General features: G+C 72.3%; 13 protein-coding genes and 1 rRNA gene. 13 read left to right on the top strand and 1 reads right to left on the bottom strand.

What is annotated here, in order from left to right; translation table 11 throughout:
- Positions 1 to 69: 69 nt before the first annotated feature.
- From pth to DS079_RS00020, 11 genes are all read left to right on the top strand, one after another.
- Positions 70 to 684, top strand: coding sequence for an aminoacyl-tRNA hydrolase (gene pth / locus DS079_RS00075; protein WP_010551092.1), 615 nt, complete (start codon positions 70 to 72; stop codon positions 682 to 684).
- Positions 681 to 4,361 (top strand): transcription-repair coupling factor, encoded by a 3,681-nt coding sequence (gene mfd, locus DS079_RS00070; protein ID WP_241237497.1) that lies wholly within the window; start codon positions 681 to 683, stop codon positions 4,359 to 4,361. Before pth ends, mfd begins: the two co-directional genes overlap by 4 nt.
- A 10-nt stretch (positions 4,362 to 4,371) precedes the next feature.
- Entirely contained in the window at positions 4,372 to 5,142 is a 771-nt protein-coding gene (locus tag DS079_RS00065) for a MazG nucleotide pyrophosphohydrolase domain-containing protein (protein ID WP_126984318.1), read from the top strand.
- Between the two features lie 147 nt (positions 5,143 to 5,289).
- Positions 5,290 to 6,573: a phosphopyruvate hydratase gene (gene eno, locus DS079_RS00060; protein WP_010551095.1), complete on the top strand. Its 1,284-nt coding sequence runs from the start codon at positions 5,290 to 5,292 to the stop codon at positions 6,571 to 6,573.
- A gap of 68 nt (positions 6,574 to 6,641) precedes the next feature.
- Entirely contained in the window at positions 6,642 to 7,358 is a 717-nt protein-coding gene (locus DS079_RS16975) for an FtsB family cell division protein (protein WP_164736044.1), read from the top strand.
- Complete coding sequence (locus tag DS079_RS00045; RefSeq protein WP_010551097.1) at positions 7,355 to 7,933, top strand: DUF501 domain-containing protein; 579 nt, start codon at positions 7,355 to 7,357, stop codon at positions 7,931 to 7,933. The genes DS079_RS16975 and DS079_RS00045 overlap by 4 nt, the downstream gene beginning before the upstream one ends.
- Positions 7,930 to 8,883: a Ppx/GppA phosphatase family protein gene (locus DS079_RS00040; protein ID WP_126984317.1), complete on the top strand. Its 954-nt coding sequence runs from the start codon at positions 7,930 to 7,932 to the stop codon at positions 8,881 to 8,883. The genes DS079_RS00045 and DS079_RS00040 overlap by 4 nt, the downstream gene beginning before the upstream one ends.
- Positions 8,884 to 8,961: 78 nt before the next feature.
- The gene (locus DS079_RS00035; protein ID WP_126984316.1) at positions 8,962 to 10,335 is read left to right on the top strand and encodes an NAD(P)/FAD-dependent oxidoreductase; all 1,374 of its coding nucleotides are present in this window, start codon (positions 8,962 to 8,964) and stop codon (positions 10,333 to 10,335) included.
- 187 nt (positions 10,336 to 10,522) lie between these two features.
- The gene (gene nagB / locus DS079_RS00030; RefSeq protein WP_126984315.1) at positions 10,523 to 11,320 is read left to right on the top strand and encodes a glucosamine-6-phosphate deaminase; all 798 of its coding nucleotides are present in this window, start codon (positions 10,523 to 10,525) and stop codon (positions 11,318 to 11,320) included.
- 80 nt (positions 11,321 to 11,400) lie between these two features.
- Positions 11,401 to 12,921: an NCS2 family permease gene (locus DS079_RS00025; RefSeq protein WP_126984314.1), complete on the top strand. Its 1,521-nt coding sequence runs from the start codon at positions 11,401 to 11,403 to the stop codon at positions 12,919 to 12,921.
- A 3-nt stretch (positions 12,922 to 12,924) separates the two neighbouring features.
- Positions 12,925 to 13,368, top strand: coding sequence for a MarR family winged helix-turn-helix transcriptional regulator (locus tag DS079_RS00020; RefSeq protein WP_126984313.1), 444 nt, complete (start codon positions 12,925 to 12,927; stop codon positions 13,366 to 13,368).
- Positions 13,369 to 13,626: 258 nt separating this feature from the next.
- Here DS079_RS00020 and serC read toward each other — a convergent pair whose 3' ends face one another.
- A complete protein-coding gene (gene serC / locus DS079_RS00015; protein WP_126984312.1) occupies positions 13,627 to 14,796 on the bottom strand; it encodes a phosphoserine transaminase in 1,170 nt (389 codons plus the stop codon).
- A 159-nt stretch (positions 14,797 to 14,955) separates the two neighbouring features.
- On the opposite strand from serC, the gene DS079_RS00010 reads away from it, so the two are divergent.
- The gene (locus tag DS079_RS00010) at positions 14,956 to 15,654 is read left to right on the top strand and encodes a demethylmenaquinone methyltransferase (RefSeq protein WP_126984311.1); all 699 of its coding nucleotides are present in this window, start codon (positions 14,956 to 14,958) and stop codon (positions 15,652 to 15,654) included.
- A gap of 487 nt (positions 15,655 to 16,141) precedes the next feature.
- Positions 16,142 to 16,218, top strand: a 16S ribosomal RNA gene (locus tag DS079_RS00005); the annotation flags it as partial.

The raw sequence follows: 16,218 nt of genomic DNA, 5'->3' as shown, positions 1-16,218 counted from the left end.
ATCGCGCGGCGCCCCGGTACGGTGTCCGGGGTCGTGCGCCGCCGCGCACCGGTGAGAACGAGGAGCATCATGACCGTGAGCGAGCGCCGCCCCGGGCCGTACCTGGTGGTGGGCCTGGGCAACCCCGGCCCGAAGTACGCCGCGACCAGGCACAACATCGGCCAGATGGTCCTGGACCACATCGCCGACGCCGCCGGCGGGCGATTCGCCGCCGCCAAGCGGGCGCAGGCCGTCGTGCTGGAGGGCCGCCTCGGCGCCCCCGGCGCCGGCGAGCGGGTGATCCTCGCGAAGACCACCACCTACATGAACGTCTCCGGCGGTCCGGTGAAGGCGCTGGCCGCGTACTACGGCATCGACCCCGAGCAGGTCGTCGTCGTCCACGACGAGGTCGACATCCCCTTCGACGCGGTGCGCCTGAAGCGCGGCGGCGGCGAGGGCGGCCACAACGGCCTGCGCGACATCTCCAAGGCGCTGGGCACCAAGGACTACCTGCGCGTCCGCGTCGGAGTGGGCCGACCTCCGGGCGGCCGCGACACCGCCGACCACGTGCTCGCCCCCTTCACCTCCACCGAGCGCCGCACGCTCGAGCTGCTGATCTCGGACGCCGCCGACGCCGTCGAGGCCGTCGTCCTCGAGGGCCTCACCGCCGCCCAGCAGCGCTTCCACTCCCGGGAGGACCGATGACCGCGCCGACCGACGCCGCACGCACCGGACGGGCCTCCGGCGCAGGCTCCGATGCCGTGAGCGCCGAGCGGTCCGCCCCGCCGCTCGCCCCGCTGCTCGCGCGCCTCGCCGAGGGTGCCGATCTCACCGCGATCCGCGAGCTCGTCGAGTCCGCCGGCGCGGACGAGGACCGTGGCCCGGGCGGGGACATCGTCGCCGCGACCGCGCTGTTCCCCTTCGTCGTCGCCGATCTCGCGCGACGCGCGAGCGCCGAGTCGCCGCTGGTCGTGGTCACCTCCACCACCCGCGCCGCCGAGGACCTCCGCGCGGCGCTGAGCGCCCTCGTCGGCACCGCGCACGTCGCCGAGCTGCCCGCCTGGGAGACCCTGCCCCATGAGCGGCTCTCCCCGCGCGCCGACACCGTCGCGAAGCGCCTGAAGACCCTGCGCCGCATCGCCCATCCGGAGAACGAGGACCCGGTGCACGTGCTGCTGATGCCCGTGCGCTCCCTGCTCCAGCCGATCGCGACCGGCCTCGGCGAGCTCCGTCCCGTCCGGGCGCTGGTGGGGGAGGAGCACCCCCTCGAGGACCTGGAGCAGGAGCTCGTCGACGCCGCCTACGTGCGCGTGGACATGGTCGAGAAGCGCGGCGAGTTCGCGGTGCGCGGCGGGATCCTGGACGTCTTCCCGCCCACCGAGCCGCATCCCGTGCGCGTGGACCTCTTCGGGGACGAGATCGACGACGTGCGGTACTTCGCCGTCGCCGACCAGCGCTCGCTCGATCCCGTCCCGCACGGGCTCGACGCCCCGCCCTGCCGGGAGATCCTGCTGACCCCCTCGGTGCGCGAGCGCGCCCGCGCCCGCGCCGAGGAGCTGCCCGGCGTGCGCGACCTGCTGCTGCGCATCGCCGACGGCATCGCCGCCGACGGCATGGAGTCCCTCAGCCCCGTCCTCGTGGACGGCATGGAGCAGGTCGCCGACGTGCTCCCCGCCGGCGCCCGCTTCCTCGTCGTCGACCCGGAGAAGGCGCGCGCCCGCTCCGAGGAGCTCGTCGCCACGACCGACGAGTTCCTCGCCGCCGCCTGGTCCAGCGCCGCCGCCGGAGGCGGGCTCCCGATCGACGTGGGGGCGGCGAGCTTCGTGCCCCTGTCGGAGGCGAAGGGCCACGCCCTCGAGGGCGGCCGCGCCTGGTTCACCCTGGCCGCCTTCGGCCTCGACGCCGACCTCGACCTGACCACCTCGAGCACGTCCACCCACCCCGGCTACTCCGGCAAGCCCGCCGACGCCGCGAAGGACCTCGAGCGCCGCCGCGCCGACGGCTGGTCCGTCCTCGCGACCATGGCCGGCACGGGCGGGGCCCGCCACGCGGCCGAGAACCTCCGCGGCGAGGGCATGGCGGCCGTCTTCGCCGAGCGGCTCGAGGGACCCGTCGAGCCCGGCGAGGCCGTCGTCACCGTCGGCCCCTTCGCGGAGGGGCTCGTCGCCGAGGACCTGAAGCTGGTCCTCGCCTCCGAGCGCGACCTCACCGGCAAGTCCGGGGCGCGCCGCGGCGAGGAGCGGAGGATGCCCTCCCGCCGCCGCAACGTGGTCGACCCGCTCCAGCTGCGGCCAGGCGACCACGTCGTCCACGCCCACCACGGCGTGGGCCGCTTCGTGGAGATGACCAGCCGCACCGTCGGCACCGGCGCGAAGCGCACCACCCGCGAGTACCTCGTCATCGAGTACGCGGCCTCGAAGAAGGGCCAGCCCGGCGACCGGCTCTACGTCCCCTCCGACCAGCTCGACCAGGTCACCAAGTACGTCGGCGGCGAGGAGCCGTCCGTCAACCGCATGGGCGGCGCCGACTGGGCGAAGACCAAGTCCAGGGCCCGCAAGGCGATCCGCGAGATCGCCGACGAGCTGGTGCGCCTGTACTCCGCCCGGCAGTCCGCGCCCGGCCACGCCTTCGGTCCCGACTCCCCCTGGCAGCGGGAGCTCGAGGACTCCTTCGAGTTCGTCGAGACCCCGGACCAGCTCTCCACCATCGAGGACGTCAAGAAGGACATGGAGAAGCCGGTCCCGATGGACCGCCTGATCCTCGGCGACGTCGGCTACGGGAAGACGGAGATCGCGGTGCGCGCCGCCTTCAAGGCCGTCCAGGACGGCAAGCAGGTCGCCGTGCTCGCCCCGACGACGCTGCTGGCCCAGCAGCATCTCGACACCTTCTCCGAGCGGTACACGGGCTTCCCCGTGACCGTGAAGGGGCTCAGCCGCTTCCAGTCCGCCGCCGACTCCGAGGCGACGGTCGAGGGGCTGCGCGAGGGGAGCGTCGACGTCGTGATCGGCACCCACCGCCTGCTCACCGGCAATGTGCGCTTCAAGGACCTGGGGCTGCTGATCATTGACGAGGAGCAGCGCTTCGGCGTCGAGCACAAGGAGACGCTCAAGGCGCTGCGCACGAACGTGGACGTGCTGTCGATGTCGGCGACCCCCATCCCGCGCACGCTCGAGATGGCCGTGACCGGCATCCGGGAGATGTCCATCCTCGCGACCCCGCCCGAGGAGCGCCATCCGGTGCTGACCTACGTCGGCGCCGACGAGGATCGCCAGATCGCCGCCGCGATCCGGCGCGAGCTGCTGCGCGAGGGGCAGGTGTTCTACATCCACAACCGGGTCGAGGACATCGACCGCGTCGCCGCGCACCTGCGCGAGCTGGTGCCGGACGCCCGCGTCGCCGTCGCCCACGGCAAGATGAACGAGCACCAGCTCGAGCGCGTGATCGTCGACTTCTGGGAGCGGGACTTCGACGTGCTCGTGTGCACCACGATCGTCGAGACCGGCCTCGACATCGCCAACGCCAACACCCTGATCGTCGAGAACGCGGACCGCTTCGGGCTCTCGCAGCTGCACCAGCTGCGCGGGCGCGTGGGCCGTTCGAGCGAGCGCGCCTACGCCTACTTCCTCTACAACGCGGGCAAGCCGCTCACCGAGACCGCCCACGACCGCCTCACCACCCTCGCCACCAACACCGACCTCGGCGCCGGCATGCAGGTGGCGATGAAGGACCTCGAGATCCGCGGCGCCGGCAACCTGCTCGGCGGCGAGCAGTCCGGACACATCGCCGGCGTGGGCTTCGACCTCTACGTGCGCATGGTCGGGGAGGCCGTCGCGGCCTTCCGGGGCGAGGCGAGCGCGCCGGAGAAGGAGATCCGAGTCGAGCTACCGCTGGACGCGCACGTCCCGCACGACTACATCGGCTCCGAGCGACTGCGGCTCGAGGCCTACGCGAAGCTCTCCGCGGTGCGCGAGGTCTCCGAGATCGAGCAGGTCCGTGCCGAGCTCGCGGACCGCTACGGCCCGCTGCCCGCGCCGGTGGAGGTGCTGCTGGACGTGGCCCGCTTCCGGATCGACGCCCGCGCCGCCGGGGTGGACGAGGTCCAGGCCCAGGGCAAGATGATCCGCTTCGCCCATCTCGAGCCCGCCGACTCCGTCGCGATGCGGATGAAGCGCCTGTACCCGGGCACGCTGCTCAAGCCCGCCCTGCGCCATGTGCTCGTGCCCCGCCCGATGACCTCCCGCTTCGGCGGCACCGAGCTGCGCGACCACGCGCTGCTCGAGTGGGCGCGCGAGGTGCTGCGCGTGCTCGTGCCCTCCGCGGCCGAGCAGATCTCCGCGCCCGTCGTGCAGGCGGAGGCGGGGTCGGGGCCGGCGAGGAAGTAGCCTCGCCCTCGTGAGCACCGCGCAGCGCCCCGACCCGACCGATCCCGCACCGCGCGGCAGCGCCCTGCTGCGGGCCGTGGAGGTGATGGAGGCGCTGCGGGCGCCGAGCGGCGACGCCTGGACCCACCGGCAGACCCACGCCTCGCTCGCGCGCTACCTCCTCGAGGAGACCCACGAGGTGCTCGAGGTGATCGACGACCCCGCCGGCCACGGCCCCGGGGCGCTGCCCGACGAGCTCGGCGACCTGCTCTTCCAGATCCTCTTCCACGCGCGCGTGGGCCAGGAGGAGGAGCCGGCCTGGGACGTGGACGACGTGGCCCGCTCCTTCGTCGCGAAGATGGAGCGGCGCAACCCGCACGTCTTCGGCGACGCGCCCGATCAGGCGCTCGAGAACCCCGCCGACGTCGAGCAGATCATCGCGCAGTGGCACGCCGTCAAGGCGCAGGAGAAGCAGCAGGACCTGCAGGAGCAGGGGCGCGCCGGGGCGGCTCCGGCGCGCCCCCGCGGCTGGGCCGAGGGGATCCCCGCCGAGCTGCCCGCCCTGCAGACGACGGCGAAGATCGTCCACCGCGCCCGGTCGGCGGGCGGGCTCGAGCAGCTGCTCGCGGCGGCCGACGCCGCGGCCGCGGCCGAGGACGCCGGCGACTGGGGTGGCGACCTCGGCCGGGCGCTGCTCGACCTGGTCGTGGCCGCCGAGGGCCGCGACGACGATCCCGAGACCGCGCTGCGCGCCCTGCTCGCGAGGACCGTCCGCGAGCTCGAGCAGGGCACCGGCGCCTGACCGGGGCACTCGTCCGCCGTCGGCGCCCTCCGGCCGCAACCGCGGGCACGGGGGCGCGTGGCGGGCGCCGCTCGGCCTAGACTGTCTGGCGGACGGTCAGCGCCGACCGGACGATTCGAACTTCATCACCGAAGGAAGGAACAGCCCATGGCAGCCCTGATCGAAGCACTCCTCGCACGAGAGATCCTCGACTCGCGCGGCAACCCCACCGTCGAGGTCGAGATCCTGCTCGACGACGGCACGTTCGAGCGCGCGGCGGTCCCCTCCGGCGCCTCCACCGGCCAGTTCGAGGCCGTCGAGCGCCGCGACGGCGACAAGGACCGCTACCTCGGCAAGGGCACGCTCGACGCCGTCAACGCCGTGATCACCGAGATCCTGCCGGCGATCCACGGCATGGACGTCCAGGAGCAGCGCGCGATCGATCAGGCGATGCTCGATCTCGACGGCACCAAGAACAAGGGCACCCTCGGCGCGAACGCCATCCTCGGCGTCTCCCTCGCCGTGGCGCGCGCCGCCGCGGCCTCCGCGGGCGTGCCGCTGTACCAGTACGTCGGCGGCCCGAACGCGCACATCCTGCCCGTCCCGATGATGAACATCCTCAACGGCGGCTCCCACGCGGACTCCAACGTCGACATCCAGGAGTTCATGATCGCGCCGATCGGCGCGGAGACCTTCTCCGAGGCCATGCGCGTCGGCGCCGAGGTCTACCACGCGCTGAAGGCCGTGCTCAAGGAGCGGGGCCTGGCGACCGGTCTCGGCGACGAGGGCGGCTTCGCCCCGAACCTCGACTCCAACCGCGCCGCGCTCGACCTGATCGTCGAGGCCATCGGCAAGGCCGGCTTCGAGGCCGGCAAGGACGTCGCGCTCGCGCTCGACGTCGCGGCCTCCGAGTTCTTCGAGGACGGCGCCTACACCTTCGAGGGCGCGAAGAAGACCTCCGCCGAGATGGTGGACTACTACGCCGAGCTCGTCGACGCCTACCCGCTGGTCTCCATCGAGGACCCGCTGGACGAGGAGGACTGGGACGGCTGGAAGGCCATCACCGAGCGCCTCGGCACCAAGACGCAGCTCGTGGGCGACGACCTCTTCGTCACCAACCCCGAGCGCCTCGGCCGCGGCATCGACGAGGGCGCCGGCAACGCGCTGCTGGTCAAGGTCAACCAGATCGGCTCGCTCTCCGAGACCCTCGACGCCGTCGACCTCGCGCACCGCGCGGGCTTCAAGGCCATGATGTCCCACCGCTCCGGCGAGACCGAGGACACCACCATCGCCGACCTGTCCGTGGCGACCAACTGCGGCCAGATCAAGTCGGGCGCCCCCGCCCGCGGCGAGCGCGTGGCCAAGTACAACCAGCTGCTCCGCATCGAGGAGGAGCTCGGCGAGGCCGCCCGCTACGCCGGCGCCTCCGCCTTCCCGCGCTACACGGCGTGATCTCCGCCGCCCGGGCGCACCGCGTTTCCCGCGCGGCGCGTCCAGGCGGAGGCCGTATCCTCTAGCGCATGAGCAGCAGACGACCGGGCGCCCCGCGATCGACGAGGCGCCCGGTCGCCGCGTCCGGGGCCCGTCGCACCGGTGCGCGCTCGACCTCGCGCCCGTCGGCCGCCCCCGGCCGCGGCGGTGCCGTCCGCCCCGGCGGGACCAGGCAGTCCGCCTCCGCCGGAACCGGCGGCGACCGCAGCCGGGGCCCCGCCGCCGCCTCCCGCCCCGCCACCGCCCCGTCCCGCGCCGACGGCCCGGACGGGCCCGGCATCACGATCACGCGCCGCACCCTCGTGCTGGTCGCTCTCGTCGTGGTGGCGCTGGCGGCCCTCGTGCCGACGGTGAACTCCTACGTGGCCCAGCGCCAGAAGCTGTCCGACCTGCAGGGCCAGGTCGCCCAGCAGGAGGCGGAGGTCGAGGACCTGCGCGAGCAGGTCGCGCAGTGGGAGGACCCCACCTATGTCGCCGCCCGTGCCCGCGAGCGCCTCCTGTTCGCGATGCCGGGGGAGACCCAGTACCGCCTCACCGACACCTCCGGCCAGGACGTCCCTCTCACCGAGGCGCAGCAGGCCGAGGAGGCCGCGAAGGAGGGCGAGTGGTACTCGACCCTCTGGGAGAGCGTCGAGGGCTCGAGCCGCCTGACCCCCGAGGACATCCCCGACGAGACCGGCTCGACCGACGAGGACGTCCCGGCCGAGGACCCCGCCGACACCACCGATCAGGACGACGACCAGTGACCTCACTCGCCCCCCTTCCCCACGAGACGCCCGCCTCGCCGAGCGACCTCGAGATCATGCGCCTCCAGCTCGGCCGCGACATGCGCGGCGTCGTCTCGATCGCCAGGCGCTGCGGCTGCGGGCGCCCCGCCGTGGTGCGCACCGCGCCGCGCCTCGAGGACGGCACCCCGTTCCCGACCTCGCTGTACCTCACCCTTCCCTGGCTCACCCTCGAGCTCTCCCGGCTCGAGGCGACCGGTCTGATGGCCGAGCTCACCGAGCGTCTCGAGAGCGACGAGCAGCTCGCCGCCCCGTACCGCGCGGCGCACGAGCGCTACCTGGCGCGCCGTGCCGAGATCGGCGAGGCGGAGGAGGTCGCGCACGTCAGCGCCGGCGGCATGCCCACGCGCGTCAAGTGCCTCCACGCCCTCGCCGGCCAGTCCCTCGCCGAGGGACCGGGCATCAACCCCGTCGGTGACCAGGTGCTCGCGATGATCGACGGCGCCGCGCCCGAGCTCGTGTGCCGCTGCCAGGACGAGGAGCCCGGGACCGACCCCGACGAGCACCGCACCGACGAGGGCGAGGAGGGACGATGAGCGCGCCCGTCGCCGCGATCGACTGCGGCACCAACTCGATCCGCCTGCTGATCGCCCGGCGCGACGAGGCCACCGGGCGCCTCGTCGACCTCGAGCGGCACCTGGAGATGGTCCGCCTCGGGCTCGGCGTGGACCGCACCGGGCGCTTCGACCCCGTCGCCGTCGAGCGCACGCTGGACGCCGCCCGCCGATACCAGGCGCTGGTGGAGCACCACGGCGTGCGCCGCGAGGACGTCCGCTTCGTGGCCACCTCCGCGACCCGCGACGCCTCCAACCGCGAGGACTTCATCTCCGGCATCCGCGCGATCCTCGGCATCGACCCCGAGGTCATCTCCGGCCAGGAGGAGGCGGAGCTGTCCTACCGCGGCGCGGTCAGCACCGTCGAGGGCCTGCCCGCCGGACCCGCGCTGGTGGTCGACATCGGCGGCGGCTCCACCGAGCTGGTGCTCGGCACCACCGCCCCCACCCACCGGATCAGCCTGGACATGGGATCGGTCCGCCTCACCGAGCGCCACCTGCGCTCCGACCCGCCCGCCGCCGACGAGATCGCCGCCGCCACGGCGGACATCGACGCCCTGCTGGACGAGGCCGCGGAGGCGATCCCGCTGGAGCGGGTCGCCTCGCTCGTCGGCGTCGCCGGGACCGTGACCACGGTCACCGCGGTCGCCACCGGGATCCGGGACTATCGTCCCGATGTCACCCACGGCGCCGCCCTGCCCGTCGACGAGGTCCGCGCGCTGTGCGAGACGCTGCTGCGGGAGACCCGCGAGGAACGGGCGCGCCACCAGGTGATCCACCCCGGGCGCATCGACGTCATCGGCGCGGGCGCACTGATCTGGTCGCGCATCGTCGAGCGCGTCGCCGCAGCCTCCGGCATCACCGAGACCCGCACGAGCGAGCACGACATCCTCGACGGGATGGCGCTGGATCTGCTCGACCACGTGCCCTGAGACCCTCCGCGCGTCGGGCGGTGACCACCTGACGAGGTGCTTTTGTCTCAGCGACCATACGGTCCTAGGCTGTGGTCCATGACCAACACCTTCGGCGGCAAGCCCCATGTCCTCATCCTCGGCGGCGGTTCCGTCGGCATGACCACTGCGTCCGAGCTGCGCAAGACGCTCGGAGCGGAGGTCGCGATCACCGTCGTCGACCCGCGCCCGTACATGACCTACGCGCCCTTCCTCCCCGAGGTCGGCGCCGGCAGCATCGATCCCCGCAACGTGCTCGCGCCGCTGCGCAAGATCCTCACCGGCACCAAGGTCGTCACCGGCTCCGTCGCGGCGATCCGCAGCGCCGAGCACACCGTGGTGGTGGACACCGAGGAGGGCGAGCAGCTCGATATCTCCTACGACTACCTCGTAGTGGGCCTCGGCGCCGTCCCGCGTCTGCTCCCGATCCCGGGCCTGGCCGAGAACGCGATCGGCTTCAAGCAGGTCGAGGAGGCCGCGGCCGTCCGCGACCGCATCCTCGCCAACCTCGCCGAGGCGGCGACCACGAAGGATCCCAAGCTCCGCAAGCGCCTGCTCACCTTCACCTTCATCGGCGGCGGCTTCGCCGGCGGCGAGGCCGTGTCCGAGGCCGAGGACATGGTGCGCGACGCCCTGCGCTACTACCCCGACCTCCACGCCTCCGACATCCGCTTCGTGCTCGTCGACGGCGCCCCCTTCATCTTCCCGGAGCTCACCGAGGACCAGCGCGCCTACGTGCTGAACCGGCTGCGCGAGCGCGGCATCGAGGTCAAGCTCGAGACCTTCCTGAACTCCGCCGAGAACGGCGTGATCAAGACCAGCGACGGCGACGAGTTCGAGACTGACCTGCTCGTGTGGAACGCGGGCGTCAAGCCGAACCCGGTGCTCTTCGACGAGGAGACCTCCGACCTCCCGATCGTCACCGAGCGCGGCCCGCTCATGGGCAAGGTCCAGGTCCTGCCCGACCTGCGCGTCAACGGCGAGGACGGCCCCTTCGACGACGTCTTCGCCGCCGGCGACTGCGCCGCCGTGCCGGACCTCGCCTCGGGCGAGGGCAAGTTCTGCCCGCCCAACGCCCAGCACGCGGTGCGCCAGGCCAAGCGCCTGGCCGACAACATCGCGCGCTCCGTCCAGGGCCGCCCGCTGGTGGACTACTACCACAAGAACCTCGGCGTCTTCGCGACCCTCGGCATGTACAAGGGCGTCGGCCGCCTGATGCTCGGCGAGAAGGAGCTGGACATCCGCGGCCTCCCGGCCTGGGCGATGGCCCGCTCGTACCACCTGTACGCGATGCCGACCCTCGGCCGGAAGGTCTCCGTGGCCGCAGGCTGGGTGGGCAACCTCGTCTCCCGCCGCGACATCATCGGCATCCCGCAGGCGGAGACCCCGCGCGCCGCCTTCGAGCTCGCCGCGAGCTCCGGCAAGAAGAAGTGATCCGCGCGGGACGCCGCTGAGCGTCCCCGCGACATGACGCCGTCGCCCCTCACGGGGCGGCGGCGTCGTCATGTTCGAGGCCCGTGTGAGCGAGTATCCTCGGAGGGTCACGCAGACGAGCACGTTCGCGCACGCGGCAGCGGCGCGGCGCAGAGCATCCGGCGCACGGCCGGAGAGGGGCAGGACCATGCAGATCCACATCGTGGAGGACGCCGCGGCCGGAGGCGTCGTCGTCGCCGACGAGATCCAGCGCGTCCTCGAGCAGGCGGACGACCGGGGCCCGGTGCTGGGCCTGGCGACCGGCTCCTCGCCGCTGTCCGCGTACCAGGAGCTGATCCGCCGCCACCGCGAGGAGGGGCTCTCCTTCGCCGACGCGCGCGCCTTCCTCCTCGACGAGTACGTGGGCCTGCCCGACGAGCACGAGCAGAGCTACCACCGCTTCATCCGCGAGAACCTCGTCTACCACATCGACCTGCCCGAGGAGAGGGTCGACTCCCCGGACGGCACCGCCGAGGACCCGCACGCCGAGGCCGTGGCCTATGACGGACGCATCCGGGACGCCGGCGGAGTGGACGTGCAGGTCCTCGGCATCGGCTCCAACGGCCACATCGCCTTCAACGAGCCCGGCAGCTCCCTCGGCTCCCGCACCCGGGTCGTGGGCCTGACCCGCTCGACCATCGCCGACAACTCGCGCTACTTCGCCAGCCCCGAGGACGTCCCGATCCAGGCCCTCAGCCAGGGGCTAGGGACCATCCTCGAGGCACGGCGGATCGTGCTGGTCGCCTCCGGGGAGAACAAGGCCGCGGCCATCGCCCAGCTCGTCGAGGGCGGGATCAGCGCGCGCTGGCCCGCGACCGTGCTGCAGATGCACCCCGAGGTCGTCGTCGTCGCCGACGAGGCCGCCGCCTCCCGCCTCGAGCTGCACGAGGACTACCGCCACGAGCGCCGCCTCGAGGAGGCCGAGCGCGCCGCGCGCTCCCACTGAGACCGATACCACCGGGTCCCGGGCGGGACCCCCCTCCCCGGCAGGGGCCCGGTGGGCGCAGGGCCGATACGATCGCCCTCATGCAGCAGGCCGATCCCTCCCCCTCCTCCTCTCGCACAGCCCCCGACGCCGCGACCACGACCCCCGAGGCGCCGCGCGGCGCCTTGGACCGCTGGTTCCACATCACCGCACGCGGCTCGACGATCCCCCGGGAGATCCGCGGCGGCATCGTCACCTTCTTCTCGATGTGCTACATCGTGGTGCTGAACCCCCTGATCATCGGCACGGTCCCGGACTCGACCGGGATGTACCTCGGCGGCGGCACCGAGCCGAACCTCCCCGCCGTCGCCGCCGGCACCGCGCTCATCGCAGGACTGCTGAGCATCTTCATGGGGGCGTGGGCGAAGTTCCCGCTGGCACTGGCCGCCGGGCTCGGGCTGAACGCCTATCTCGCCTACTCCGTCGTCCCGCTGCCGGGCATGACCTGGGGCGGTGCCATGGGCCTCGTCGTCATCGAGGGCGTCGTCATCCTGCTGCTGGTGCTCAGCGGCTTCCGCAAGGCCGTCTTCGACGCCGTCCCGGCCTTCCTCAAGACCGCGATCGCCGTCGGCATCGGGCTGTTCATCGCCTTCCTGGGCCTGTACAACGCGAAGTTCGTGACGACCGCGAACGGCACCCCGGTCCAGCTCGGCAACGACGGGTCCCTCACCGGCTGGCCCACCTTCGTGTTCGTCGCCGGGCTGCTGCTCATGTTCGTGCTCTGGGTGCGCAAGGTCCCCGGCGCGATCCTCATCGCCATCGTCACCGCGACCGCGCTGTCGATCGTGATCGAGCGCGTGCTCCACCTGGGCGCCTTCGCCCCGGCCGGCACCGACGGCCCCGGCAATCCGGGCGGGTGGGCGATGAACGTCCCGGCCGTCTCCGAGTTCCCGGTCCAGCTGCCCGACTTCTCCACGCTGCTGACCGTCGACCCGATCAGCGGGATCACCGCCGCGGGAGCGGTCGGCGCGAGCGTCATCGTCTTCTCGCTGCTGCTGGCCGACTTCTTCGACACCATGGGCACCATGGTCGGGGTCGCCGCGGGGGCGGACCTCGTCGACGAGCAGGGCGACATCCCGCACTCCCAGCGGATCCTCGTGGTCGACTCCGCGGCGGCGATCGCCGGCGGCATGGGCGGAGTCTCCTCGAACACGAGCTTCGTCGAGTCCACCTCCGGCGTCGCCGAGGGCGCGCGCACCGGGCTGTCCGCCGTGGTCGTCGGCGTGCTGTTCCTGCTCTCGACCCTCCTCTCGCCGCTCGTGGGCATGGTGCCCTACGAGGCGGCGACCCCGGCGCTGGTGATGGTCGGCTTCCTGATGATGACCCAGATCACCGACATCGACTTCACCGACGTCGAGATCGCGATCCCCGCCTTCCTCACGATCATCCTGATGCCCTTCGCGTACTCGATCACCGTGGGCATGGGCGCCGGCTTCATCATGTACGTGCTGCTGAAGCTGGTGCGGGGCAAGGCACGCTCGATCCACTGGCTGATGTACGTGATCGCCCTGATGTTCGTCGCGTACTTCCTGCGCGGCGCGGTCGAGGGCCTGCTGCTGTGACCGATCCCGGGGGCGGAGGCCGAGATCGCCGAGCTCGCCGCCGAGCTGCAGCGCCTGCTGCTGGTCTCCTCGCGGATCCTGCGCTCGCACACCGCCTCGCACGCGGTCTCCGCCTCGCAGTTCTCGGTGCTCGCGCACCTGGACCGGGCGGAGGAGTCCACCCCGGGGACGCTGGCCGACTTCGAGCACGTGAGCCCCCCGGTGATGACCCGCGTGCTCGGCCGCCTCGAGGAGGCGGGGCTCGTCCGCCGCTCCGCCCACCCCGAGGACGGTCGGCAGGTGCGGGTGACCCTCACCGACCGGGGCAGGGAGCTCGTGCGGGCCGGCCGCGCGGAGCGGGACGCCTGGCTGCGCTCCCGTCTCGACGGGATCAGCGCCGCGGAGCGGGAGAGCCTGCGCGAGGCGACCGCCCTGCTGCGGCGCACGCTGGTCCCGCCGCGGGACTGACGGGGCGCAGCAGCGGGGGAGTCGAGGCGTCGCCGTGGGAGCGACGGGACGCCGTGGCGGGGCCGGGTGGACGACGACGCGCGGCTCCGCCCGCCCCGGGTCCATTGGCAGCCGCTCCGCAGGACCGAACGGACTTCCTGCCCACGCGCCCCATGCACGAAGGGCCCCGTCCTCGGACGGGGCCCTTCGTGGTCTCGCGGCCAGGCGGGCCGACATGCAGCGGTCAGCGCGCGGGAGCCGCCCGGCCCGGCGAGCTGCTCAGGAGACGGCGTCGGCCGAGCGGTCGAGCACGTGGTCCAGGACCGCGATCAGCGCGGCGACGTCCTGCTCGTCCACGGCCGGGAAGGTCGCGATGCGCAGCTGGTTGCGTCCGAGCTTGCGGTAGGGCTCGATGTCGACGACCCCGTGGGAACGCAGCACGGAGGTGATCGCCGTGGCGTCGATCGAGTCGTCGACGTCGAGGGTGGTCACGACCTGCGAGCGCGCCGCCGGGTCCGCGACGAAGGGGGTGATCTCCCCGCGCCGCTCCGCCCAGGCCTGGAGCATGCCGCTGGTCGTGCGGGTGCGGGAGTCCGCCCAGGCGAGACCGCCCTGGGAGAGCATCCATTCGATCTGCTCGGCCATCAGCACCAGGGTCGCCACCGCCGGGGTGTTGAGCGTCTGGTCCTTGCGGGAGTTGTCGATCGCGGCCGTGAGGGAGAGGAACGACGGGATCCAGCGGTCCTCCGCCGTGCCGAGCCGCTCCGCGCGCTCGATCGCGGCGGGGGAGAGGATCGCGAGCCACAGCCCGCCGTCGGAGGCGAAGGCCTTCTGCGGGGCGAAGTAGTACGCGTCCGTCGCCGAGACGTCCACCTGCGCGGCGCCGGCCACGGAGGTCGCGTCCACGAGCACGAGCTGGTCCTCGCGCGCGCCCTCGGGACGGGCGACCGGGACCATCACGCCGGTCGAGGTCTCGTTGTGCGGCCAGGCATAGGCGTCCACGTCCTCGGAGACGCGCGGGGCGGGGCAGCTCCCCGGCTCGGCGCGGATGACCTCGGGCTCGGCGAGATGCGGTGCGCCGGCGGTCTCTGCGGCGAACTTCTGCGAGAACTCGCCGAGCACGAGGTGCTGGGAGCGCTTCTCGATCAGCCCGTAGGCGGCCACGTCCCAGAACGCGGTGGAGCCTCCGTTGCCGAGCACGACCTCGTACCCCTCGGGGAGGGAGAAGAGCTCGGCCAGGCCCTGACGGACCCGAGCGACGACCTGCTTGACCGGCGCCTGACGGTGGGAGGTGCCCATCACCGTGCGGGACACCGAAGAGAGCGCCTCCATCTGCGCATCGCGCACCCGGGAGGGACCGGAGCCGAAGCGTCCGTCGGAGGGCAGCAGCTCCGAGGGGATGGTCAGGGCGCGCAGGGCGTCGGTGCGAGCGGTGCTGGCAGCGGTCATTCGAGCTCTCCTCACGAGGACGGTCCGGGCCGCCCGGTGACGAGGCGGCCCGGGGGCATTCTTCCAGGAACGGGCCTCGACGCCTCGGTCGGTCCGGGGAGCGTCGCGAGTGCGGGCCGGCTGACGCTCCCGGGGCACGGTCCGTGCGAGGATCAGGGCATGAGCCGTGCCGATCTCGAGAAGCAGCCGTACGACGTCGCGACGATGTTCGACGGCATCGCCCGCCGCTACGACCTGATGAACGATGTCGCCGCCATGGGGCAGGTCGGGATGTGGCGCGAGAAGATGGTCGAGTCCCTCGACATCGCTGCGGGGGACCAGGTCCTGGACCTCGCCGCCGGCACCGGCACCTCGAGCGCCGCCATCGCCCGCGCCGGCGCGCAGGTGGTCGCCGCCGACTTCTCGCTCGGGATGATGACCGAGGGCCGCCGACGAGGTGCGCCGGTTCCGTTCGTGGGCGCCGACGCCCAGCACCTCCCCTTCGCGGACGACTCCTTCGAGGCCGCGGTGATCTCCTTCGGCCTGCGCAACGTCCATGAGCCGCGCCTGGCACTCGCAGAGATGTCCCGGGTGGTGCGCCCGGGCGGCCGCGTCGTGGTGTGCGAGTTCTCGACCCCGACGTGGCGCCCCTTCCGTACGGTCTACGAGAACTACCTGCTGCGTGCGCTGCCGGCCGTGGCACGACGCGTCGCCACGAGCGCCGACGCCTACGACTACCTCGCAGAATCGATCCTGGACTGGCCGGACCAGGAGGCGCTGCGAGGATGGTTCGCACAGGCCGGCCTCGAGCAGGTCAAGTACCGGAACCTCAGCGGGGGCATCGTCGCCCTGCACCGTGGAGTGGTGCCCGCTCGCTGACCTCCCTCGATCCTCGCCCTGACCTGCACGTACAGGCGAGACGAGGATCGGCGTCGGGGCCGATGCGCACCTCGACGGGGAGCGATGTGGTCGAGGCCACCTCGAAAAGGGCCGTTCTGGCTTGACGGGGCCTCGCAACCCCCGTAATGTTCTTCCTCGTGCCCAGGAGATCGGGACAGCGGATCGGCCCATGGTCGAGAGGTTGGAACTGGTCCTGACCTGGGACGGAAGGTTCTCGGAAGAGGATCGCGGCGCGGATCACACCGCAGCGATTTGACTCGGGGGAGCGGAAGTCCTAAGTTAGACGGGTTGCCTCAGGGTGAAGAGCTTGAAAGAGTTCAGAACGCTGAGTGCGCGTGTTGCTTGATATCTCAATAGCGTGTCTGTTTATCGATGCCATTATTTTGAATGGCAGATTATAACGGATGATACAGCAGTTAATGCTGGTTGTTTGTTTATTTTGTCAGGTTTATAGTTTTTCATGATTTTCATGGAGAGTTTGATCCTGGCTCAGGACGAACGCTGGCGGCGTGCTTAACACATGCAAGTCGAACGATGACGGTG

Origin of the sequence: Brachybacterium paraconglomeratum (assembly GCF_003994255.1) — a bacterium.
In the GTDB taxonomy this organism is placed as follows: Bacteria; Actinomycetota; Actinomycetes; order Actinomycetales; family Dermabacteraceae; genus Brachybacterium; species Brachybacterium conglomeratum.
Note: the sequence above shows the minus strand (reverse complement) of the source record. Positions and strands in the feature narration are given on the sequence as shown.